General features: G+C 64.6%; 21 protein-coding genes. 9 read left to right on the top strand and 12 right to left on the bottom strand.

All coding sequences use genetic code 11. The features are described from left to right. The first annotated feature begins 4 nt into the window (after nt 1-4). The 3 genes from NNX38_RS08830 (at nt 5) to NNX38_RS08820 (ending at nt 1,379) form a co-directional block, all read left to right on the top strand. Nucleotides 5-610, top strand: coding sequence for a TetR/AcrR family transcriptional regulator (locus NNX38_RS08830; protein ID WP_255797657.1), 606 nt, complete (start codon nt 5-7; stop codon nt 608-610). Further along, nucleotides 607-1,005, top strand: coding sequence for a DUF3054 domain-containing protein (locus NNX38_RS08825; protein ID WP_255797656.1), 399 nt, complete (start codon nt 607-609; stop codon nt 1,003-1,005). The genes NNX38_RS08830 and NNX38_RS08825 overlap by 4 nt, the downstream gene beginning before the upstream one ends. Nucleotides 1,006-1,097: 92 nt before the next feature. Then, entirely contained in the window at nt 1,098-1,379 is a 282-nt protein-coding gene (locus tag NNX38_RS08820) for an Lrp/AsnC family transcriptional regulator (protein WP_227921514.1), read from the top strand. Between the two features lie 27 nt (nt 1,380-1,406). On the opposite strand, the gene trpD is transcribed toward NNX38_RS08820, so the two are convergent. Further along, nucleotides 1,407-2,453: an anthranilate phosphoribosyltransferase gene (gene trpD / locus NNX38_RS08815; RefSeq protein WP_255797655.1), complete on the bottom strand. Its 1,047-nt coding sequence runs from the start codon at nt 2,451-2,453 to the stop codon at nt 1,407-1,409. 160 nt (nt 2,454-2,613) lie between these two features. Between trpD and NNX38_RS08810 the strand changes: the two genes are divergently transcribed. The 4 genes from NNX38_RS08810 (at nt 2,614) to NNX38_RS08795 (ending at nt 6,940) form a co-directional block, all read left to right on the top strand. Continuing rightward, nucleotides 2,614-3,252: a heme-copper oxidase subunit III gene (locus NNX38_RS08810; RefSeq protein ID WP_255797654.1), complete on the top strand. Its 639-nt coding sequence runs from the start codon at nt 2,614-2,616 to the stop codon at nt 3,250-3,252. A gap of 82 nt (nt 3,253-3,334) precedes the next feature. Beyond that, nucleotides 3,335-4,135, top strand: coding sequence for a c-type cytochrome (locus tag NNX38_RS08805; protein WP_255797653.1), 801 nt, complete (start codon nt 3,335-3,337; stop codon nt 4,133-4,135). 85 nt (nt 4,136-4,220) lie between these two features. Next, nucleotides 4,221-5,252: a ubiquinol-cytochrome c reductase iron-sulfur subunit gene (locus NNX38_RS08800; protein ID WP_255797652.1), complete on the top strand. Its 1,032-nt coding sequence runs from the start codon at nt 4,221-4,223 to the stop codon at nt 5,250-5,252. A gap of 2 nt (nt 5,253-5,254) precedes the next feature. After that, the gene (locus NNX38_RS08795) at nt 5,255-6,940 is read left to right on the top strand and encodes a ubiquinol-cytochrome c reductase cytochrome b subunit (protein ID WP_255797651.1); all 1,686 of its coding nucleotides are present in this window, start codon (nt 5,255-5,257) and stop codon (nt 6,938-6,940) included. 98 nt (nt 6,941-7,038) lie between these two features. On the opposite strand, the gene NNX38_RS08790 is transcribed toward NNX38_RS08795, so the two are convergent. The 7 genes from NNX38_RS08790 to NNX38_RS08760 form a co-directional block, all read right to left on the bottom strand. Continuing rightward, nucleotides 7,039-7,596 (bottom strand): hypothetical protein, encoded by a 558-nt coding sequence (locus NNX38_RS08790; protein ID WP_255797650.1) that lies wholly within the window; start codon nt 7,594-7,596, stop codon nt 7,039-7,041. Between the two features lie 60 nt (nt 7,597-7,656). Further along, a complete protein-coding gene (locus NNX38_RS08785) occupies nt 7,657-8,454 on the bottom strand; it encodes a GntR family transcriptional regulator (protein ID WP_370646405.1) in 798 nt (265 codons plus the stop codon). Nucleotides 8,455-8,665: 211 nt separating this feature from the next. Beyond that, complete coding sequence (locus NNX38_RS08780) at nt 8,666-9,067, bottom strand: cytochrome c oxidase subunit 4 (RefSeq protein WP_255797649.1); 402 nt, start codon at nt 9,065-9,067, stop codon at nt 8,666-8,668. After that, nucleotides 9,067-10,791 carry a cytochrome c oxidase subunit I gene (ctaD, locus tag NNX38_RS08775; RefSeq protein WP_229951841.1) on the bottom strand — a complete coding sequence of 575 codons (1,725 nt, stop codon included), beginning with the start codon at nt 10,789-10,791 and terminating at the stop codon, nt 9,067-9,069. Before ctaD ends, NNX38_RS08780 begins: the two co-directional genes overlap by 1 nt. Nucleotides 10,792-10,799: 8 nt before the next feature. Then, complete coding sequence (gene coxB, locus NNX38_RS08770) at nt 10,800-11,657, bottom strand: cytochrome c oxidase subunit II (protein WP_255797648.1); 858 nt, start codon at nt 11,655-11,657, stop codon at nt 10,800-10,802. A 182-nt stretch (nt 11,658-11,839) separates the two neighbouring features. Then, nucleotides 11,840-12,220 (bottom strand): iron-sulfur cluster assembly accessory protein, encoded by a 381-nt coding sequence (locus tag NNX38_RS08765; protein ID WP_229951839.1) that lies wholly within the window; start codon nt 12,218-12,220, stop codon nt 11,840-11,842. A 160-nt stretch (nt 12,221-12,380) separates the two neighbouring features. Then, the gene (locus NNX38_RS08760; RefSeq protein WP_255797647.1) at nt 12,381-13,796 is read right to left on the bottom strand and encodes a dipeptidase; all 1,416 of its coding nucleotides are present in this window, start codon (nt 13,794-13,796) and stop codon (nt 12,381-12,383) included. Between the two features lie 38 nt (nt 13,797-13,834). Between NNX38_RS08760 and NNX38_RS08755 the strand changes: the two genes are divergently transcribed. Continuing rightward, nucleotides 13,835-14,428 (top strand): DUF3043 domain-containing protein, encoded by a 594-nt coding sequence (locus tag NNX38_RS08755; RefSeq protein WP_255797646.1) that lies wholly within the window; start codon nt 13,835-13,837, stop codon nt 14,426-14,428. A 66-nt stretch (nt 14,429-14,494) separates the two neighbouring features. On the opposite strand, the gene NNX38_RS08750 is transcribed toward NNX38_RS08755, so the two are convergent. Beyond that, the gene (locus NNX38_RS08750; protein WP_255797645.1) at nt 14,495-15,565 is read right to left on the bottom strand and encodes a quinone-dependent dihydroorotate dehydrogenase; all 1,071 of its coding nucleotides are present in this window, start codon (nt 15,563-15,565) and stop codon (nt 14,495-14,497) included. Nucleotides 15,566-15,643: 78 nt separating this feature from the next. Here NNX38_RS08750 and NNX38_RS08745 point away from each other — a divergent pair, with 78 nt between their 5' ends. Continuing rightward, nucleotides 15,644-16,642: an alpha/beta hydrolase gene (locus tag NNX38_RS08745; RefSeq protein ID WP_255797644.1), complete on the top strand. Its 999-nt coding sequence runs from the start codon at nt 15,644-15,646 to the stop codon at nt 16,640-16,642. Here NNX38_RS08745 and NNX38_RS08740 read toward each other — a convergent pair. The 3 genes from NNX38_RS08740 to leuA form a co-directional block, all read right to left on the bottom strand. Continuing rightward, complete coding sequence (locus NNX38_RS08740; RefSeq protein WP_370646404.1) at nt 16,626-17,471, bottom strand: isoprenyl transferase; 846 nt, start codon at nt 17,469-17,471, stop codon at nt 16,626-16,628. The genes NNX38_RS08745 and NNX38_RS08740 overlap by 17 nt on opposite strands. A 41-nt stretch (nt 17,472-17,512) precedes the next feature. Then, nucleotides 17,513-18,262 carry a DNA repair protein RecO gene (recO, locus tag NNX38_RS08735; protein ID WP_255797643.1) on the bottom strand — a complete coding sequence of 250 codons (750 nt, stop codon included), beginning with the start codon at nt 18,260-18,262 and terminating at the stop codon, nt 17,513-17,515. A gap of 67 nt (nt 18,263-18,329) precedes the next feature. Further along, nucleotides 18,330-20,072 (bottom strand): 2-isopropylmalate synthase, encoded by a 1,743-nt coding sequence (leuA, locus tag NNX38_RS08730; RefSeq protein WP_255797642.1) that lies wholly within the window; start codon nt 20,070-20,072, stop codon nt 18,330-18,332. Nucleotides 20,073-20,124: the final 52 nt, after the last annotated feature.

The raw sequence follows: 20,124 nt of genomic DNA, 5'->3' as shown, positions 1-20,124 counted from the left end.
ATAAGTGCCCCGAATCACTGCCCCCACGGTGGCCGAACACCGGGCGGCACAGCAGCGGGCGCTGCTGGACGCGGCACGCACCCTCCTGGCCCGCACCGGCGAGGCCCCCAGCATGGCCGAAGTGGCCGCGCTGGCGGGCCTCGCCCGTCCGAGCGCCTACCAGTATTACAAGTCCCGCCAGGATCTCCTCCATGCCCTGGTGCTGGACGTTTTCCCGCGCTGGACGCAGCGGGTGCGGGAAGCCATGGATGCGGAGCCGGAACCCGCGGACCGCATCATGGCCTATGTGCTGACGAACATCCGCCTGGTCGCGGAGGGTGAGCACGCCGTCGGCAACGCGCTGGCCGCCGTCGCCCCCGGCGAGGAACTGGACAACCAAAGTGCCATGATGCACCGCCAGCTGCTCACTCCGCTGGTGGAGACGCTGACTGCGATGGGCGTTCCGGATCCGCCGGTGACGGCCGAGCTCATCAACGCCATCGTGCATTCGTCCACCAGGCTGCTGGAATCCGGCACCGGGCCGGAGACGGTCGAGGAGCGGGTACGGGAACTCCTCGGCCCCTACGTCCGCGAAAACCGCACCATCCCCACCCGGGAGAACACCCCATGACAGACACGACCACCCGCCCAGCCGTCCGGACCTGGCCCTGGGTCCTCGCCTCGGACCTCGTCCTTATCGTCGTTTTCGCCGCCCTTGGCCGGCGAAGCCACGAACATGGCCTGGCCGTACTCGGCATCCTCACCACCGCTCTGCCGTTCCTGCTGGCATGCCTGCTCTCGTGGGCGGCCATGCGCGCCTGGCGGCGTCCGGCACGGCTCTGGCCCGACGGCGTCGTCATCTGGCTCGGAACCGTAGCAGCCGGTCTGGGAATCCGTGCGCTGGCCGGCGGCGGCACCGCCGTCAGCTTCCAGATGGTCACCCTGGCAGTGCTCGGAGTGTTCTTGCTCGGCCAGCGCGCGGCGTGGACAGTGCTTTCCCGCCGCAGGCACCGTTCCATCCACTAGGCTCAAAGAGAGCAGCAGCGGACGCCGCCGCATTAAGACAGTGCCGCATCTAGACACCGCCGCACTAAGAGACCCGCAGGGAAGGCCCCTCCATGATCACCGCTTTTGTACTCATCCAGACCGACTCCGCCAGGATCCCGGAATGCGCCGAGGAAATCTCCGAGATTGACGGCATCAGCGAGGTTTACTCGGTGACCGGCGAATGCGACCTGATCGCCATCGCACGGGTGCAGCGCCATGAGGACCTCGCCGATGCGATTGCCAACCGACTGTCCAAGGTCGACGGAGTGATCGGCACCACCACGCAGATAGCGTTCCGTGCCTACTCGCAGCATGACCTGGACGCGGCGTTCTCACTGGGCTTCGACAGCTAGCAGCCGCCGCCGGCCTGCCGGCCCCGCTTACTGGGTGACGGCCACCCAGCGGTCCAGCGCCGCCTGGGCCCCACCGCTGTCGATCGAGTCGCAGGCGCGGGCCAAACCGCGGGACAGCCGGTCAATCAGCGGGCCGTCCGCCCCGCGGTCCAGGGCCACCAGCGCCGCGGCCGCGTTCAGCACGACGGCGTCCCGCACCGGCCCCTTGTCCCCCGCCAGTACGCTGCGCACCACTGCCGCATTCGCGGCGGCGTCACCGCCCCGCAGATCCTCCAGCGTGGCCCGGCTGATCCCGAGATCCAAGGGATCCACTACGGACTCCTCTACGGCACCGTTACGGACTTCCCAGACGGTAGAGACACCGGTGGTGGTCATCTCGTCCAGCCCGTCGCCGCCGCGGAACACCAGGGCCCGCACGCCGCGCCTGGCCAGCACGCCGGCCATCAGCGGTGCCAGCCGGGCGTCTGCGACACCAATGGCCGATGCGCTGGGGTTGGACGGATTCGTCAGCGGTCCCATGAAGTTGAAGGCGGTGGCCACACCCATCTCGCGGCGCGGCACGGCGGCGAAGCGCATGGACGGGTGGAAGACCTGGGCAAAGCAGAACGTGATGCCGGCCTCGACAGCAGCCTGAGCCACCCGCTCCACCGACAGATCCAGCCGGACCCCCAGTGCTTCAATAACGTCCGCAGATCCGGAGGCCGACGACGCAGCGCGGTTCCCGTGCTTAACCACCTTCGCGCCGGCTCCGGCGCACACGAGTGCGGCCATGGTGGAAATATTGACGGTGTTGTGGCGGTCCCCGCCGGTGCCTACGATGTCGAGCGTCTCCCCCGGGATGTCGATGGGGCGGGCACTGGCAACCATCGCCTCGACGAGGCCGGTGAGCTCGTCAACGGTTTCGCCCTTGGCACGCAGCGCCACGAGGAACCCTGCAATCTGGGAGTCCGTGGCATTGCCGGCCATGATGGTGGCCATGGCCCATCGGGTCTGCTCAGTAGAGAGGTTTTCGCCTCCGATGAGGGCATTAATCAGGCTCGGCCAGGTGTCACCGGAACTCGGAATCGTAGTCACACACCCTAGGTTATCTACGTTTCGTAGAAAAAGCTGATTTCTTTCTGTGAGGCCTATTTCCGCGCCAATACTGGGATCCGGGGCGGCGTTGCCCGCTTTGGACGCGCCGTCGGCCCCGATCTGTTGGAGAACTGGGCAGTTTTACCGCCATAATGTCTATGTGACAACAGCGACCCATGCCCCCAGTACCCCGGCTCACCCCACGCTGAACCGCCCCAATATGGTTTCCGTAGGAACCGTGGTGTGGCTCTCCAGCGAACTGATGTTCTTTGCTGCTCTCTTCGCCATGTATTTCACTCTTCGCTCGGTCTCGACCGAACTGTGGGCCATGGAGACCGAGAAGCTGAACGTTCCGTTCGCTTTCGTGAACACGGTGATCCTTGTTTCCAGCTCCTTCACTTGCCAGTTCGGCGTCTTCGCCGCAGAACGACTTCAGCCTCGCCGCACCGGAGGGCTCCTGAAGTTCTCCCGTTGGGGCATGACTGAGTGGTTCCTGCTGACCTTCTTCCTCGGAGCAATCTTCGTCTCCGTACAGGCCTACGAATACGCCATGCTCGTCTCTGAAGGCGTCTCCCTCTCGTCGAACTCCTACGGTTCCGCGTTCTACCTCACCACCGGTTTCCACGGCCTGCACGTGGCCGGCGGCCTGATCGCGTTCCTCTTCATCATCGGCCGTGCCTACGCCGCCAAGCGCTTCGGACACTTCGAAGCAACTTCGGCGATCGTAACCTCGTACTACTGGCACTTCGTCGATGTGGTCTGGATTGCCCTGTTCGTCATCATTTACTTCCTCAAGTAACACTGCTTGAGGACCCGCACCCCACGAAATACTTCAAAGTGGCACAAGTTTCCCAAAGACCACATAAGTTAGGAACTACGAAGTGAAGGCACTATCGCAAAGGCGGCGTCATCCCCTCGCAGCAGTCGCGCTGCTGCTGCTGGGACTCCTCGTTACGGGTGGTCTCTATGCCGTAGCCAACGGAGCCAACCAGGCCCAGGCAGCTACCACCACGTACACTGCCGAAGACGTCAGCGAGGGCGAGAAGCTCTTCGTCGCCAACTGTGCAACGTGCCACGGCATAGAAGCCACGGGCACCGAAAACGGGCCTTCGCTGGTAGGCGTCGGCGCAGCATCGGTCGACTTCCAGGTGGGCACCGGCCGTATGCCGATGGCCATGCAGGGCCCGCAGGCCCAGGAGAAGCCGGTCCAGTTCAGCGAAGACCAGACCGCCGAACTGGCTGCCTATGTCTCCAGCCTCGGTGCCGGCCCTTCGGTTCCGGATTCGGAATACCTTGAGCCGGACACCACCGATGAAGAGGCATCCGCCAACGGCGGTGAGCTGTTCCGCGTGAACTGCGCCATGTGCCACAACGCCGCAGCTGCCGGCGGCGCACTGACCCGGGGCAAGTTCGCTCCGAGCCTGGACGGCGTCAGCGAAAAGCACATCTACGAGGCCATGGTCACCGGCCCGCAGAACATGCCTGTCTTCAGCGACACCAACATCACTCCCGAGGACAAGCAGGACATCATTACGTTCCTCAAGGACATCGAAACCAGCGGCTCCCCCGGTGGAGCCCAGCTGGGCTCGCTCGGTCCCGTATCCGAGGGTCTGTTCATCTGGACCGCCGGTCTGGGAATCATCATCGCTTTCACCATCTGGTTGACCTCCCGGTCTTCCTAACCACAGCCGCGCTCACCTCCACGGGTGACATCACAGTTACATATAGGTCTATAAATGCAGTTTTCAGAGAAGGATGAGGGGGATCATGGGCGACCATAGTCACGGCAGTCCGAACACCTCGGGCACCGTCGCTACGGCTGGCCAGGGAGATGAGGAGAAGTTCCAGAATCCGGGACTTCCCCCACACCGCCCTCGTCTAGCCGACACAAATCCCCGCGCCGAAAAGCGGGCAGAGCGGCAGGTGGCGAGCCTGTTCATCGTGTCGATCATCGGCACCATCGTATTTTTCATCGGGTACTTCAGCATCCACCTGGATGATGCCAGCATCGCTGAACTGCGGCTGCAGAACATCCTCCTGGGGCTCGGCACCGCGTTCGCGATGCTCGGAATCGGCGTCGGCATTGTCCACTGGGCAAAGACGCTTATGCCGGACCACGAGATCACCGAAGAGCGTCACGAGATCCGTCCTGAAGAGGATCGTGTGATTGCGGAGAAGATGGTTGGGGACATCATCGAGGAAACGGGCATCAAGCGCCGTCCCCTGATCCGCAACACGCTCCTCGGCGCCATGGTCCTGGCACCGCTGCCGGCTATCGCCGTCTTCCGGGACCTCGGCCCGCTTCCGGGCAATACCCTTCGCCACACGATGTGGAAAGAGGGTACCCGCCTGGTGCGCGACCCCAGCGGCACCCCGATCAAGGCTTCGGATGTCACCCTGGGCTCGGCGTTCCACGTCATCCCCGACGGTCTGAACGACCTGCACGAGCACAAGCTCGAGGAAAAGGCCAAGGCTGTTGTCCTGCTGATGCGCCTGAACCCCGAGGACCTGAACCCCTCCCCCGGCCGCGAAGACTGGGCAGTGGACGGCATTGTCGCCTACTCCAAGATCTGCACGCACGTTGGGTGCCCGGTTGCCCTTTACGAGCAGCAGACGCACCACCTGCTGTGCCCGTGCCACCAGTCGACCTTCGATGTCACGCAGGAATGCAAAGTCATCTTCGGACCGGCCGGGCACGCACTGCCGCAGCTGCCGATCGAGGTCGACAGCGAGGGCTACCTGGTCGCCCAGCGCGACTTCGAAGAACCTGTCGGACCGAGCTACTGGGAGCGTGGCTAACCATGAGTGTTACCTCTGCCACCCCTTACGAGGCCAAAACCCGTCTGGGACGCGTCACCAACTTCGTTGACTCACGGGTCAACGGCTCCGGCATGGTCAAGGGTCTGGGCCGCAAGATCTTCCCCGACCACTGGTCGTTCATGTTCGGCGAAGTGGCGCTGTACTGCTTCGTCATCCTGCTGCTGACCGGAACGTTCCTGACGTTCTTCTTCGATCCGTCCATGGCGGAAACGCGTTACGAAGGCAGCTACGTTCCGCTGCGCGGCGTGGAAATGTCCGTGGCCTATGAGTCCTCCCTGAACATCTCCTTCGATGTCCGCGGCGGCCTCTTCATGCGCCAGGTGCACCACTGGTCGGCCCTGCTCTTCGTAGCGGCCGTCTCGGTGCACATGCTCCGCGTGTTCTTCACCGGCGCGTTCCGCAAGCCCCGCGAGCTCAACTGGGTGGTGGGCGGCGTCCTGCTGATCCTGTCCCTGGCTGCCGGCTTCACCGGCTACTCCCTCCCCGATGACCTGCTCTCCGGCAACGGCCTGCGCATCATCGACGGCGTCATCAAGTCGGTCCCCGTGGTGGGCACCTACATCAGCTTCTTCCTCTTCGGAGGTGAATTCCCCGGAACGGCGATTATCGGCCGCCTGTACATGCTGCATATCCTCCTGGTTCCGGCGCTGATCCTGCTGATGATTGCAATCCACCTGTTCATGGTGGTCATCCACAAGCACACGCAGTTCCGCGGCCCCGGCCGGACCAACAACAACGTTGTCGGTTACCCGGTCGGCCCGGTCTACGCAGCGAAGGCCGGCGGCTTCTTCTTCATCGTCTTCGGCGTGATTGCCATCATCGCGGGCTTCTTCACCATCAACCCGATCTGGAACTACGGTCCCTACGATCCCTCCCCCGTATCCGCCGGTACCCAGCCTGACTGGTACATCGGTTGGGTCGACGGCGCCCTGCGCCTGATGCCCGGCTTCATCGGCGGGTTCCCGCTGGAATGGGTCATCCCGTTCCCGTGGGGCGATAACACCCTGTCGCTGAACGTGCTGCTGCCGGCCCTGGGCCCGGCAGGCCTCGTCTTCACCCTGCTGTTCGCATGGCCGTGGATCGAAGCCTGGCTGACCAAGGACAAGCGGGTCCACAACCTGCTGGACCGTCCGCGCAACGCGCCGTACCGCACCGGCGTCGGCGTTGCAGGCATCACGTTCTACTGCGTCATGTGGGCCGCTGCCAGCTCCGACCTCATCGCCACGCACTTCCACGTGTCGCTGAACGATGTGACGTACTGGCTCCGTGTCCTGTTCTTCGTTGGTCCGATCCTGGGCTTCATCATTGCCCGCCGCATCGCCCTGGCGCTGCAGCGCAAGGACCGCGAGATTGTCCTGCACGGTGTTGAGAGCGGACGCATCGTCCGTCTCCCGCACGGCGAGTACATTGAGGTGCACGAGCCGCTGGACGAGTACAAGCGCTACCGCCTGGTGGACTTTGACTCCTACAAGGCGCTCCCGGCCCAGCCGGACGCCAACGGCAAGATCTCCGGGAAGGAGAAGCGACGCGCCAAGCTGTCCCGCTTCTTCTTCGAGGACCGCGTTGCTCCGGTGACGCCGTCCGAACTGGAGAATGCGCATCACCACGAATCGCCGTCCGAGGTTGCAGCCAAGGCTGACGACCAGGTGTCGATCGAACAGCGCTAGCCGCAAGGCAGTGTAAGAAGAGGGCCCGACCGGATCATCCGGTCGGGCCCTCTTCTTTGTTATCCGCACGTACCGGCGGCGTGCCGGTGATTAGTTCGCTAGGCCAGCGTGAACGGCCGCTTGGCCGGAAGCGGATACCGCTGCTTCAGGGCCGTCAGGTCGGCCACGGGTGCGGATCCAATGGTGAGTTTGGTGAAGTCCAGCAGCGGGTCCCGCAGCACTACCTTCAGGCCCGCAACTGCCTTGTTCACATCCGGGACCAGGCAATAGATATTCAGCTTGCGCGGTGCGAACTCCGTGTGGTCCACCTCCCCCAGCCCCCGCCACAGGAAGTACGACGAAATGGCCTGGGTGGCCTTGTGCTCGAGGTAACGGTCCCGCTCGGTGCCGTCGGCGGTCTTGAGTGCGTACTGAACGATGACCCAGTGTTGGTCTGCCGGATCAATCTCCGCGTATCCCTCTTCCTCCGAGGTGACGGCAAAGGCGTGCAGTAGGCCCTCCGCGGCGTCGGGCGCCACATCCTGGACCTTCGCCGACCCTTCGTAGCCCACGGGGCCGGAGGAAAGCATCAACTGCCCCTCGTCCTCGTCATAGAGGGCCTCACGGAAATGGAGCACCCCCGCCTCGTCGCGCTTGTACATCCGAATGGTGACCATAGTGGTGTTCCTCTTCCTGCTGTGGTTTGTGGGCGGGGCCTGCGACCCCCTGAGTGGCACTCAGGCGCTCGGTCGCCGGCGCGGGTGGTATGAGCGGGGGGTGCGTACTCCGGGACGCTGAAGCGGCACCCAGAGCTTGTAGCGGTCCGCGCGGTAGTAGGACACCGAGTAGTCGACCATTGCCCGTGACACATAGGCGTGGCGCTGGATCTTCAGCACCGGTGCGCCGAGCTCAACGTTGAGCAGGCGGGCGATGGAGGCCGAGGCCGCCGTTGCCTCGATGGTGTCCTCACCCCACTCCATCACCAGGCCGTACCGCTCGCTCAGCACGTTGTAGAGCGACGTCGGCGGATCTTCCTCGAGAATGCCGGGTACGTAGTGCGCCGGGATGAAGTTTTCATCAACGCTCATCGGTTCGCCGTCCGCCAGCAGCTGCCTGCGGAAGCGGATAACCGGCTGGCCAGGTTCAATCTGCAGCTCGCGCGCCACCAGCTGCGAGGCGCCGATCTGCTCGAAGCTCAGGACGTGTGCGTCGGGGACCATGCCGCGGCGGTGCATTTCCTCAGAGTAGGAGGTCAGCTGTACCTGCAGGTCCATCTTCGTCCGTGCCACGAAGGTCCCCAGCCCGACGACGCGCTCCAGGACGCCGTCCGCCACCAGGGCATCGACGGCCTGGCGGATGGTCATGCGGGCAACAGAGAAGTGTTCGGAAAGCTCACGCTCTGAAGGGATGGCCTCCCCTGCCCCGGCATGGGTTTCCACGAACCGGCGGAGAATGCCCTGGAGCTGTACGTGCTTGGCGATGCCTGCGGCCGGATCGATGCCCTCGGTGAGCAGCCGCAGCCGGTGATTGCTCACCGGTGGTGTCCCGAAGCGGCGGACGGACCATACCTACGCATACTTCTATTCCGCCCCTTCGGCTGGGAAAACTGCTGCCGTCTAAGAATACCGGTATCTCTGCACCGCCCCTCCCCTGCAGCGTTCCTTGTCTTGTGGGGGCGGACCAACGCAAAAAGGAAGGACCCGCAGTCACCTGCGGGTCCTTCCTTTTTATGCTGTTATGCAGTCCCTAGTGGGCGTGGTTTCCGCGGCTGTACTCGAAAACCCAGCCAACCAGCGCGATGACGGCCAGGCCGGCACCGATGTACAGGATCCACCAGCCCACTGCCATGCCCAGGAAGCCGATAGCGGCAGAGGCACCCAGCAGCAGCGGCCACCAGCTCCACGGGCTGAAGAAGCCCTGCTCGCCGGAACCTTCGTGGATCTCGGCGTCCAGACGATCCTCGGGGCGGGGACCGACCCGCTTGCCGGTGAAGCCGATGTAGTAGGCGATCATCCCGGACATGCCGCCGGTGAGGAAGAGCGCCAGGTAACCAACGGGCTCCGTCCACTCGACCATGTAGCCGTAGACCACGCCGACGACGACGAAGAACGGCGCCATGTAAGCGAAGAGTTTAGTCTCAACCTTCATTAGACTTTTTCCTTCCGGTCGCCGGGGCCGAATACCTTGGCAGCCGCGGAATCGTCAGTGACGTGCTGCTGCAGCTCGGGGTGGTGCAGGTCCAGTGCCGGACGCTCCGAACGGATCCGGGGCAGCGACGTGAAGTTGTGGCGCGGCGGCGGGCAGGAAGTTGCCCACTCGAGCGAGCCACCGAAGCCCCAGGGGTCGTCCACTTCAACCTTCTTGCCGTGGCGCCAGGTGATGTACACGTTCCAGAAGAACGGGATCATCGAGGCACCCAGGACGAAGGAGGCAATGGTGGAGAACTGGTTCATCGCGGTGAAGTTGTCTTCCACCAGGTAGTCGGCGTAGCGGCGCGGCATGCCCAGGACACCCAGCCAGTGCTGGATGAGGAAGGTGCCGTGGAAGCCGATGAACAGGAGCCAGAAGTGGATCTTGCCCAGGCGTTCGTTGAGCATCTTGCCGGTCCACTTGGGCCACCAGAAGTAGAAGCCTGCGAACATCGCGAACACCACGGTGCCGAAGATGACGTAGTGGAAGTGTGCCACCACGAAGTACGTATCCGAGACGTGGAAGTCCAGCGGCGGGGAGGACAGGATGATGCCGGTCAGACCGCCGAAGAGGAACGTAATGAGGAAGCCGATGCTCCAGAGCATGGGGGTCTCAAAGGTGATGGACCCCCGCCACATGGTGCCGATCCAGTTGAAGAACTTCACGCCCGTAGGCACCGCAATCAACATCGTCATGAAGGCGAAGAACGGCAGCATGACTGCGCCGGTCACGTACATGTGGTGCGCCCAGACCGTCACCGACAGTGCGGCGATGGCGATGGTTGCGTAGACCAGGCCCTTGTAGCCGAAGATCGGCTTGCGGCTGAAGACCGGGAAGATCTCGGACACGATGCCGAAGAACGGCAGGGCGATGATGTAGACCTCGGGGTGGCCGAAGAACCAGAACAGGTGCTGCCACAGGATGGCACCGCCGCGTTCCGGATCGAAGATGTGCGCTCCGAAGCGCCGGTCGGCGCCGAGGGCGAACAGTGCAGCCGCCAGGGGCGGGAACGCCATCAGGACCAGGATGGCCGTAACCAGCGTGTTCCAGGTGAAGATCGGCATGCGCCACATGGTCATGCCCGGGGCACGCATGCAGATGATGGTGGTGATGAAGTTGACCGCACCGAGGATGGTGCCGAAGCCGGACAGTGCCAGGCCGAAGACCCAGAGGTCTCCGCCCACGCCCGGAGAGAACGTGGTGCTGGACAGCGGGGTGTACGCGAACCAGCCGAAGGACGCTGCGCCCTGCGGCGTAATGAAGCCGGCAACGGCAATGGTGCTGCCGAAGAGGAAGAACCAGAACGCCAGGGCGTTCAACCGCGGGAAGGCAACATCCGGTGCGCCGATCTGCAGGGGCATGATGACGTTCGCGAAACCGGAGAACAGCGGGGTGGCGAACATCAGCAGCATCACGGTGCCGTGCATCGTGAACAGCTGGTTGTACTGGTCCTTGGTCTGCAGGATCTGCATACCGGGTTCAAACAGCTCCGCGCGGATGACCAATGCCATCACGCCTGCGAGGCAGAAGAAGATAAACGAGGCAATCAGGTACATGTACCCGATCGTCTTGTGGTCAGTGGACGTGATCCAGCTGACAACGATTCGTCCCTTGGAGACGGGTACTACGCGGGGCGCAACCCTGGTGCCGGAATCTTCCGAAGTGTATTCGAGAGTAGTCATGACGTCACCTACTTCCTAACTTCGCTAGATTCTGAGTTGTACTGGCGGTCGTAGTTCTCGTCGACCTGCCCGCTGGGCAGGGTCGCTACGTACTCGTCGTACTCGGCTTCGCTGACAACCTCGACGTTGAAGAGCATTTCGGAGTGGTACTCACCGCAGAGCTCGGCGCACTTACCGTCGAAGGTTCCGGTCTTACCGGTTTCGAGGGTGATGACGTTGGTGCGGCCGGGGTAGACGTCCATCTTCTGCAGGAACGCAGGCACCCAGAAGGAGTGCTGGACGTCGCGGGTGTTCAGCTGCAGTTCGATGGTCTGGTCAACAGGGAGCACCAACGTGGGGAACTCATCCTGCTTGACTTCCTGGCCGTCGAGGTTTACCTGAACGCCCTGGTAGTACTTGTCTTCGTTGACATAGTTGAAGTCCCAGGACCACTGCTTGGCGCGCACATCAATGATGACCCGGTCCGGGTCATCGCTGGTTGCATTGATCGCCTTGATGTCCTGGTTGGTGAAGTAGAACAACACCAGAACCATGAACAGCGGTACGGCCGTGTAGAAGATTTCCAGCGGCAGGTTGTAGCTGAGCTGGCGGGGGTACCCGGTCTCGTTCTTGCGGCGGCGGTAGGCAACCATGCACCACAGGATCAAAGCCCAGGTGAGGATACCAACCGCCAGGGCGGCAATCCACGAGTTGACCCACAGGTCAATGATGCGGCCGGTGTGGTTAGTGGTGTCGCGGTCCGACGGCAACCAGCCCGTTTGAGCCTCCGATGAACACCCCGATAAAAACAACGCGCCGGCCGACGTTACGGCTGAGATCTTTAAGATCCTGGCGCGTCGGCTGCTGGTTCGGTCCTGCGAACTCACAGACGGCCCTTCCTCTTGTTGCGTGCAAGTGCTGTCCGTACGGAGACAAAAAAGTTCCCGTCTACGGACATTAGTTTTACTACTACGTGTAGAGCTTACCCGTACGCGCGGCGATCCAGTGACAGATCACCGCCGCGCCGGGCGTTTAATGCTCCTATTGCGGGCCGCCGCAGCCATGGTTCCTAGTGGAAGGAATCTCCACAGGCGCATGAGCCGCCGGCATTGGGGTTGTCGATGGTGAACCCCTGCTTCGAGATGGTGTCCTCGAAGTCGATCGATGCGCCGGACAGGTAGGGGACGCTCATCTTGTCCACGATGACCTCGACGCCGTCGAAGTCACGGACGGCGTCGCCGTCCAGGACGCGCTCGTCGAAGTAGAGCTGGTAGATGAGTCCCGAGCAGCCTCCGGGCTGGACTGCCACACGGAGACGGAGGTCGGTGCGGCCTTCCTGCTCCAGCAGGCTGCGGACCTTCTGTGCGGCTACATCAGACAGCAGTACTTCGTGTACGGGCAGCTCGGCCTCTGCTGCAGCGGTCGTGTTTTCGCTGGTGGAAACGCTCATAGTTTCTCTCTTTCCTCAGCTGGTCTTTCCGCGTACACGCCTTGAATCGCCTGCCGCGGGCCGGACCAGTGTCTCAATGGTACGTCTGCTGGCCCCCAACGATCTAACAGGTGCCGGGCCTAAAAGAATTCCCGCCCGGCACCTGCTTTGGTCCTGTTTCCTAGCCTGCAACGGCTCCAAGGCGGGCGAGGAGCAGCGCTTCGGCCAGGATGGCGTTCCGGAAGTCGCCCAGGTCCAGTGATTCGTTGGCGCTGTGGGCGCGTGAATCCGGATCCTCGACGCCGGTGATCAGGATCTGCGCCTCCGGGAACAGTTCCACGAGGTCCGAGATGAACGGGATGGATCCGCCCATGCCCGATTCCACCGGCTCCACACCCCACGCCCGTTCGAGGGCCCACAACGCGGTGCGTGCGGCGCTGGCAGTGGTGTCGGTGGCGAAGGCGTTGCCCTGCTCCCCCGGTGTGAACGTGACCTTGGCACCGAAGGGAGCATGAGCCTGGACGTGTGCCTCGACGGCTGCCATGGCCTCCTCCGGGCTCTGCCCGGGGGCCAGGCGCAGACTGAACTTCGCGCGGGCCTTCGGCTGGATGGTGTTGGAGGACATCGCCACGGTCGGTACATCTATGCCGATGATCGACAGGGCGGGTTTGGTCCACAGCCGGGAGGCAATGGAGCCCGTTCCGGCGAGCCGGACGCCGTCGAGCAGCGACGAATCGGCACGGAAGTCCGCCTCGGGGTACTCCACGGCGGCGTCGTCACCGGACACGAGTCCGGCGATGGCGACGTCGCCGGCGTCGTCATGGAACGTCGCAATCAGCCGGGCCAGCAGGGTGGGCGCGTCCAGCACCGGACCGCCGAACATCCCGGAGTGCACGGCGTGGTCCAGCACCTGTACCTCCACGGTGCCGTCCACCAGCCCGCGCAGGCTCGTGGTGAGCGCCGGTACACCTACCTTCCAGTTGCCCGAATCGGCAACCACAATGACGTCGGCCCGCAGCAGGTCCTGGTAGGTCTCCAGGAAGGTGCGGAAGGTCGGCGATCCGGCTTCTTCCTCACCTTCGATGAACAGGGTGACGCCGACGCCGGACTCCTCCCCCAGGACGTCCTCCAGAGCACGCAGTGCACCGATATGCGCCATGATGCCGGCCTTGTCATCAGCAGCGCCGCGGCCGTAGAGCCGTCCGTTGCGCTCTTCGGCGGTGAAGGGGTCGGACTCCCAGAGGTCCGGGTCCCCGGGCGGCTGGACATCGTGGTGGGCGTACAGCAGGACGGTGGGCGCGCCGGCACGGGCGGGACGGCGGGCGACGACGGCGGGGCCGCCGGGGGTGCCGTTGTTGTCCACGCGGAGCACCTGGACGTCTTCGATGCCGGCTTCGCGGACCAGCTCGGCGACGGCGGCGGCACTGCGGTTCAGGTGCTCCGGATCAAAGGAGTCCCACGCGATGCCCGGGATGCTCACCAGGGACTTGAGCTGCTCGACGGTCCGCGGGAAATCCGCGGCCACGCTGGCACGGAGGGCGTCCTCATGGACATCCGCGGATGAGGGATTTGCGTCTGGAGTGGGGTTGGAAGTCATAGCCAAAACCCTACAATCTTTCACGGTATCCTTGGGATGTGTTCGGACGAAAGAAAGAAGCGCCCACCGCGCAGGAAACTGTGGACCAGGCAGCTGCCGCTGACCAGGCAGCCAACGTACGGGTGGGCAAGGGTGCCCCGACGCCCCGCCGCAAGGACCAGGTAGCCGCCCGCCGGCGGCCGTTGGTTCCTGATGACCGGAAGGCGGCCAAGGCTGCCAACCGCGATGCACTCCGGGAGGAGCGGCTGAAGACCCGCCGCGCCCTGGACACCGGCGAAGAGCGTTACCTTCCCCTTCGGGACAAGGGCCCCAACCGCCGGTTTGTCCGCGACGTTGTTGATGCCCGCTGGAACATCGGCGAATTCATCATGATCGCTGCGCTGGTCTTCGTCCTGTTCAGCTTCATCCCGAGCATCGATGTCCAGCTGATTGTGATGGCTGCGTTCTGGGTGCTGATCCTTTTGGTGATTGCGGACAGCTTTATGCTGCGCCGGCAGATCCGGAAGCGCCTGACGGCCAAGTTCGGCGGGCCCAACCCCGGTGATGTCTGGTACGGGGTTTCCCGTTCCCTGCAGCTGCGGCGTTTCCGCCTGCCCAAGCCCCAGGTCCGCCGCGGCCAGTACCCCTCCTGAGCGTTTCCCAAGACAAACTTCCGTACGAAAAATGAAAGGGCCGCCCGAGGGCGGCCCTTTCATTGCTTAACGGCGCGCCCGGGCCAGGCCCCGGTTGATCCGTGCCGCCCAGAAAGGACCTTCATACAGGAACGCGGTGTACCCCTGCACCAGAAGCGCACCGGCATCGAGGCGCTCCTGTACATCGGCGGCCGTTTCCACTCCCCCGACGGAAATGATGGCCGGGCCGTCCTCCCCCAGCCCGGCGCGCAGCCGCCGCAGCACCTCGAGGGACCGTTTCTTCAGCGGGGCACCGCTGAGCCCGCCGACGCCGCAGGCAATCACGCGTTCCGGGTCGGTCACCAGGTTTTCCCGGGTGATGGTGGTGTTGGTGGCGATCACGCCGTCCAGCTTCAGGGACAGGGCGAGCTCGGCGACGTCGTCAATGTCCGCGTCGCTCAGGTCCGGGGCGATCTTGACCAGCAGCGGGACGTGCCGGCCGGCGGCCTCGTCTGCGGCGCTGCCCACCTGCTCCAGCAGCGGCCGCAGCGTGGAAATGTCCTGCAGCAGGCGCAGCCCGGGCGTGTTGGGTGAGCTGACGTTAACGGCGAGGTAGTCGGCGTAGGGGGCCAGTTCCCGGGTGCTGGCGAGGTAATCCTCAACGGCGTCCGTGAGTTCGACGGTCTTGGTCTTGCCGATATTCACACCGATGACGGGCCGCGGCGTCCCGAAGGCTTTTGCCAGTGCCGTCCGGGCCTTGCCCAGGCGGGGCGCCACGGCGGCGGCGCCGTCGTTGTTGAAGCCCATCCGGTTGATCACCGCCCGGTCCTCGACGAGGCGGAACAGGCGAGGCTTCGGATTGCCCGGCTGGGCGGAGGCAGTCACGGTACCCACCTCCACGTGTCCGAAGCCCAGGTTGCAGAGGGCAACAATGCCCGAGCCTTCCTTGTCGAATCCCGCAGCCAGCCCGAACGGGGACGGAAACGTCAGGCCCAGTGCCTCGGTCCGCAGCACCGGGGCAGGGCGCATCAGGCGGCGCAGCACCGGACCGGCGGGCGTGCGGGCGGCGGCACGGATGAGGACAAAACCGATCCGGTGGGCCAGTTCGGGATCCATGCCGGAGAAAACGAGCCGGAAAAAGGCGGGATAGATGCGCATACGTCAAAGATTGCAGAACCGGCACCGTGTGCCAAACCCCAACGGCAAACCGGCGCGCGGTCGGCTAATGTCGGTTGCATGCGCCGCGAACACCCCACTTGGAAACCTGATGTTCTCGGCGACGGGTTCCGCAGCCTGACCCTCGAGCTGGGGGAAGACGACGAAGGCCCGGTGGTTGCAACCCTGGTCTCGTACTGTCCGCCGGTTCCGCCCGTCCCGGCCGGGGGCAAGATCGATGCCGTCCTGTACCTGCACGGATGGAGTGACTATTTCTTCCAGGCGGACCTGGCACGGTTCTGGGCCGCGCAGGGGGCGGCCTTCTACGCCCTCGACCTGCGCAAATACGGCAGAAGCCTGCGCCCGGGGCAGTCGGAGGGCTATGTGAGCGACCTGGCGGAGTACGACGCCGATATCGAGGCGGCGCTCGAGGCTATGGAGGCGGATATCCAGGCCCGTTTCGGCGCGGGCATGCGCACCACGCTGATGGCGCACTCGACCGGCGGGCTGGTCGCCGCACTCTGGGCGGACCGTTTCCCCGGGCGCCTGCAGGCACTGATCCTGAACAGTCCCTGGCTGGAGCTCAGCGGCAGTTCCATGCTCCGCTTCGCCACCAACGGCCTGCTGGAACCGGTCGCCCGCCGGAGGCCCCGGACCCGGCTGAAGATCCCCGAGTTCGGTTTCTACTTCCGGAGCATCAGTTCAGCGATGGACGGAGAGTGGGACGTGGATCCGCTCTGGCGTCCGCCGTTCAGTTTCCCGGTCCGCGCCGGCTGGCTCAGGGCTGTGCTCGCGGGGCACGCCCGGGTCGCCCGCGGCCTCGACATCCGGGTCCCGGTCCTGCTGCTCGCCTCTGCCGCCTCCACCATCTCCCCCACGTGGAATCCGCTGATGCTGCGCACCGACAGCGTGCTGGACGTGAACCTGATGGTGCAGCGCGGCGTCCTGCTTGGCCCGGAGATCACCGTGTACCGGTTCGACGGTGCCCTGCATGACACCCTGCTTTCCGCGCTGCCCGTCCGCACCCGGGTCTACGAGGGGATCCAGCGGTGGTCCAGGGCCTTTATCCTCCCGCGTTAGCTCCGGCCTTGTCAGGAGCAGCCGCAGGCGCCTGGCCGGCCGCTTCCCCCGCGTCCGTGCCGCCGGCCGCCTTGTCTACGGCACCGCCGTACCTGCGGTCCCGGCGGGCATAGATTTCCACCGCTTCCCACAGGGTCCGCCGGTCTACGTCCGGCCACAGGGTATCCATAAAGACCATCTCGGCGTATGCGGACTGCCAGAGCATGAAGTTGGAGAACCGCTGCTCCCCCGAGGTGCGCAGGAACAGGTCGACGTCGGGCAGGTCCGGTTCGTCCAGGTACTTCTGGATGGTCTTCTCGGAAATGGACCCGGGCCGCAGCTTGCCCTTCTGGACGTCGGCGGCAATGGCGGCGACGGCGTCGGCGATCTCGGCCCGGCCCCCGTAGTTCACGCACATGTTCAAGGTGCACACGGTGTTGCTGCGGGTTTCCTCTTCCGCAATTTCCAGTTCCCGCACCACGCTTTGCCACAGCCGGGGACGGCGACCCGACCAGCGGATCCGTACACCCCACTCGTTGAGCTGGTCCCGCTGCCGGCGCAGTACATCCCGGCTGAAGCCCATGAGGAAGCGGACCTCCTCCGGGGAACGCTTCCAGTTCTCCGTGGAGAACGCGTACACGGAAACATGGCGGATGCCCATCTCGATGGCGCCGGCCATAACGTCCAGCAGCGCAGCCTCCCCGGCGCGGTGTCCCTCGGTCCGGGGCAGGCCGCGCTGGTTCGCCCAGCGGCCGTTGCCGTCCATCACGATCGCCACATGGGCGGGCACCAGCTCCGCCGGAACAGGCGGCGGAACCGCGCCGGAGGGGTGCGGAGCAGGCCTGCTCACGGGTCCTGCCGGCCTGGCAGCGGAAGATTTTGAACGCAAGGTCAGACACGCTCCACATGTTGAAGGGACCGCAGCACCCGTTCCAGGTGCCACTGAAGATATCCGGCCACCAGGCCGGCGGACTCGTGGCGCGGCTGCGGGCCGGAGGCGTCGGCCGTGGGCCAGTCACCGGTAAGCAGCGCGCCGAGCAGCACCATGGTCTCCGGGGACGGCGACGCCGAGCCGGGCGGCCGGCACGCGGGACAAACAGCTCCGCCCAGCGGTGCGGAGAACGCGGTGTGCGGGCCAGGGGCTCCGCAGCGTGCACAGTCGGTGAAGCTCGGTGCCCACCCGGCGGTGGACAGGGCGCGCAGCAGATAGGAATCCAGGATCAGTTCCGGGGCGTGGGAACCGCGGCTGAGGGCCGCGAAGGCGCCGATCACCAGCTGGTAGTGGGCCTTGGCGGACTCGCCGTCGATGTCGGTCAGCCGCTCCGCGGTTTCGGCAATTGCGGCCGCAGCTGTGTAGCGGGCGTAATCGGCTGCAATGCCGTGCCCGTAGGCGCCCTTGGTCTGGGCCTGGGTCACGATGTCCATGTTTCGGCCGTGCGCGAGCAGCAGCTCGGCGACCATGAACGGTTCCAGCCGGGCGCCGAACTTGCTCGACGTCCGCCGAACGCCTTTGGCCACGGCCCGGACCTGCCCGTGTTCGCGGGTGAGGAGGACGAGGATGCGGTCCGCTTCGCCCAGCTTGTGGGTGCGCAGGACAACCGCGTCATCCCGATAAGTGCGGGATGCAAAGGATTTGGCCACGAAACCTATTTTCCCATGCCCGGGCACGCCCGGCGGACCGCTGCCGCCCGGCGTGCCTCCGGGCAGCCTAGGACTGGTCCCGGATGGCCCGGTTCACGGCCGAGATGACGGCCTTCAACGCCGACATGGTCGTGTTGGGATCGATCCCCACACCCCACAGCACCCGCTCCCCCACGGCCAGCTCAACGTACGCCGCGGCGTGCGCGTTGCCGCTGGCGGACAATGCGTGTTCGGTGTAGTCGAGCAGCCGGACGTCGATCCCGTCCTGGCCCAGGATTTCCAGCAGCGCCGCAATGGGACCGGTTCCGCTGGCCATCCGCCGCTTCACTATGCCGTCCGCGCTCAGGGTGGCGGTGAGATTGAAGCGCCCGTCGGCAGCCGAGTCCGCGTTTACCGACGTCAGCTCGTAATGTCCCCAGGCCGCGCCGTCGGACTCCGGCGTGTGCGGCAGGTACTCGTCCTGGAACACCTTCCAGAGCTCTGCTCCGGTGATCTCGCCGCCGGCGGTGTCCGTGCGGCGCTGGATCACCCCGGAGAATTCGATCTGCGCGCGGCGCGGCAGGTCCAGGTTGTGCTCATTCTTGAGCAGGTAGGCCACGCCGCCCTTGCCGGACTGGGAATTCACGCGGATCACTGCTTCGTAGCTGCGGCCGATGTCCTTCGGATCGATCGGCAGGTAGGGCACGCCCCACTGCAGCTCGTTCACCGTCTTGCCGTCCGCGGCGGCCTGGCTCTCCATGGCTTCGAAGCCCTTCTTAATGGCGTCCTGATGGGAGCCGGAGAAGGCGGTGAAGACCAGGTCCCCGCCGTACGGTGACCGCTCGGGCACGGGGAGCTGGTTGCAGTATTCGACGGTGCGGCGGATCTCGTCCATGTCGGAGAAGTCGATCTGGGGGTCTATGCCGTGGCTGAACAGGTTCATGCCCAGCGTCACCAGGTCCACATTGCCGGTGCGTTCGCCGTTGCCGAAGAGGCAGCCTTCAATCCGGTCCGCGCCGGCGAGGTAGCCCAGTTCCGCCGCTGCGACACCGGTGCCCCGGTCATTGTGCGGGTGCAGGGACAGGATGACGGATTCACGGTTGGCAATGTTCCGGTGCATCCACTCAATGGAGTCCGCGTAGACGTTCGGTGTGGTCATTTCCACCGTTGCCGGAAGATTCAGGATCATCTGCCGGTCAGGGGATGCCTCCAGGACTTCCGCGACTGCGTCGGAGATCCGCAGGGCAAAATCCAGCTCCGTGCCGGTGTACGACTCGGGCGAGTACTCGTAGGTGACGTCGACGCCGCGCAGCTGCTCCTCATATTTTCTGCACAGGCGCGCACCCGAGAGGGCAATATCCACAATGCCGTCGCGGTCCGTGTTGAACACAACGCGTCGCTGCAGCACCGACGTCGAGTTGTACAGGTGGACGATCGCCCGGTCCGCGCCCTCAAGGGATTCGTAGGTGCGCTCAATCAGGTGCTCCCGGGACTGGGTCAGAACCTGGATGGTGACGTCATCGGGGATCCGGTCCCCCTCGATAAGCTGGCGCACAAAGTCAAAGTCCAGCTGGGAGGCGGAGGGGAAACCGACCTCGATCTCCTTGAACCCCATCTTCACCAGCAGGTCGAACATCTTATGCTTGCGTTCGGGCGTCATGGGGTCGATCAGCGCCTGGTTCCCGTCCCGCAGGTCCACGGCGCACCAGCGCGGTGCCTTGGTGAGGACCTTGTCCGGCCAGGTCCGGTCCGGCAGGTCCACGGCAATCTGCTCGTGGAAGGGGACGTACTTGTTGATCGGCATGCCCGAGGGCTGCTGTGCGTTACGCATGGTGTTGTCTGGCCTTTTCTAGTCGATCGTCAGAAAGAGTGGCCGGGCAACA

It is taken from the genome of Arthrobacter sp. zg-Y238 (genome assembly GCF_024385525.1).
GTDB lineage: Bacteria > Actinomycetota > Actinomycetes > Actinomycetales > Micrococcaceae > Arthrobacter_B > Arthrobacter_B jinronghuae.
Note: the sequence above shows the minus strand (reverse complement) of the source record. Positions and strands in the feature narration are given on the sequence as shown.

Bases quoted from the DNA above. Each gene is read 5' to 3' on its own strand.
- NNX38_RS08825 (WP_255797656.1), top strand. From the start codon at position 607: ATGACAGACACGACCACCCGCCCAGCCGTCCGGACCTGGCCCTGGGTC.
- NNX38_RS08820 (WP_227921514.1), top strand. From the start codon at position 1,098: ATGATCACCGCTTTTGTACTCATCCAGACCGACTCCGCCAGGATCCCG.
- NNX38_RS08800 (WP_255797652.1), top strand. From the start codon at position 4,221: ATGGGCGACCATAGTCACGGCAGTCCGAACACCTCGGGCACCGTCGCT.
- NNX38_RS08795 (WP_255797651.1), top strand. From the start codon at position 5,255: ATGAGTGTTACCTCTGCCACCCCTTACGAGGCCAAAACCCGTCTGGGA.
- NNX38_RS08790 (WP_255797650.1), bottom strand. From the start codon at position 7,596: ATGGTCACCATTCGGATGTACAAGCGCGACGAGGCGGGGGTGCTCCAT.
- NNX38_RS08780 (WP_255797649.1), bottom strand. From the start codon at position 9,067: ATGAAGGTTGAGACTAAACTCTTCGCTTACATGGCGCCGTTCTTCGTC.
- ctaD (WP_229951841.1), bottom strand. From the start codon at position 10,791: ATGACTACTCTCGAATACACTTCGGAAGATTCCGGCACCAGGGTTGCG.
- NNX38_RS08765 (WP_229951839.1), bottom strand. From the start codon at position 12,220: ATGAGCGTTTCCACCAGCGAAAACACGACCGCTGCAGCAGAGGCCGAG.
- NNX38_RS08760 (WP_255797647.1), bottom strand. From the start codon at position 13,796: ATGACTTCCAACCCCACTCCAGACGCAAATCCCTCATCCGCGGATGTC.
- NNX38_RS08750 (WP_255797645.1), bottom strand. From the start codon at position 15,565: ATGCGCATCTATCCCGCCTTTTTCCGGCTCGTTTTCTCCGGCATGGAT.
- NNX38_RS08745 (WP_255797644.1), top strand. From the start codon at position 15,644: ATGCGCCGCGAACACCCCACTTGGAAACCTGATGTTCTCGGCGACGGG.
- leuA (WP_255797642.1), bottom strand. From the start codon at position 20,072: ATGCGTAACGCACAGCAGCCCTCGGGCATGCCGATCAACAAGTACGTC.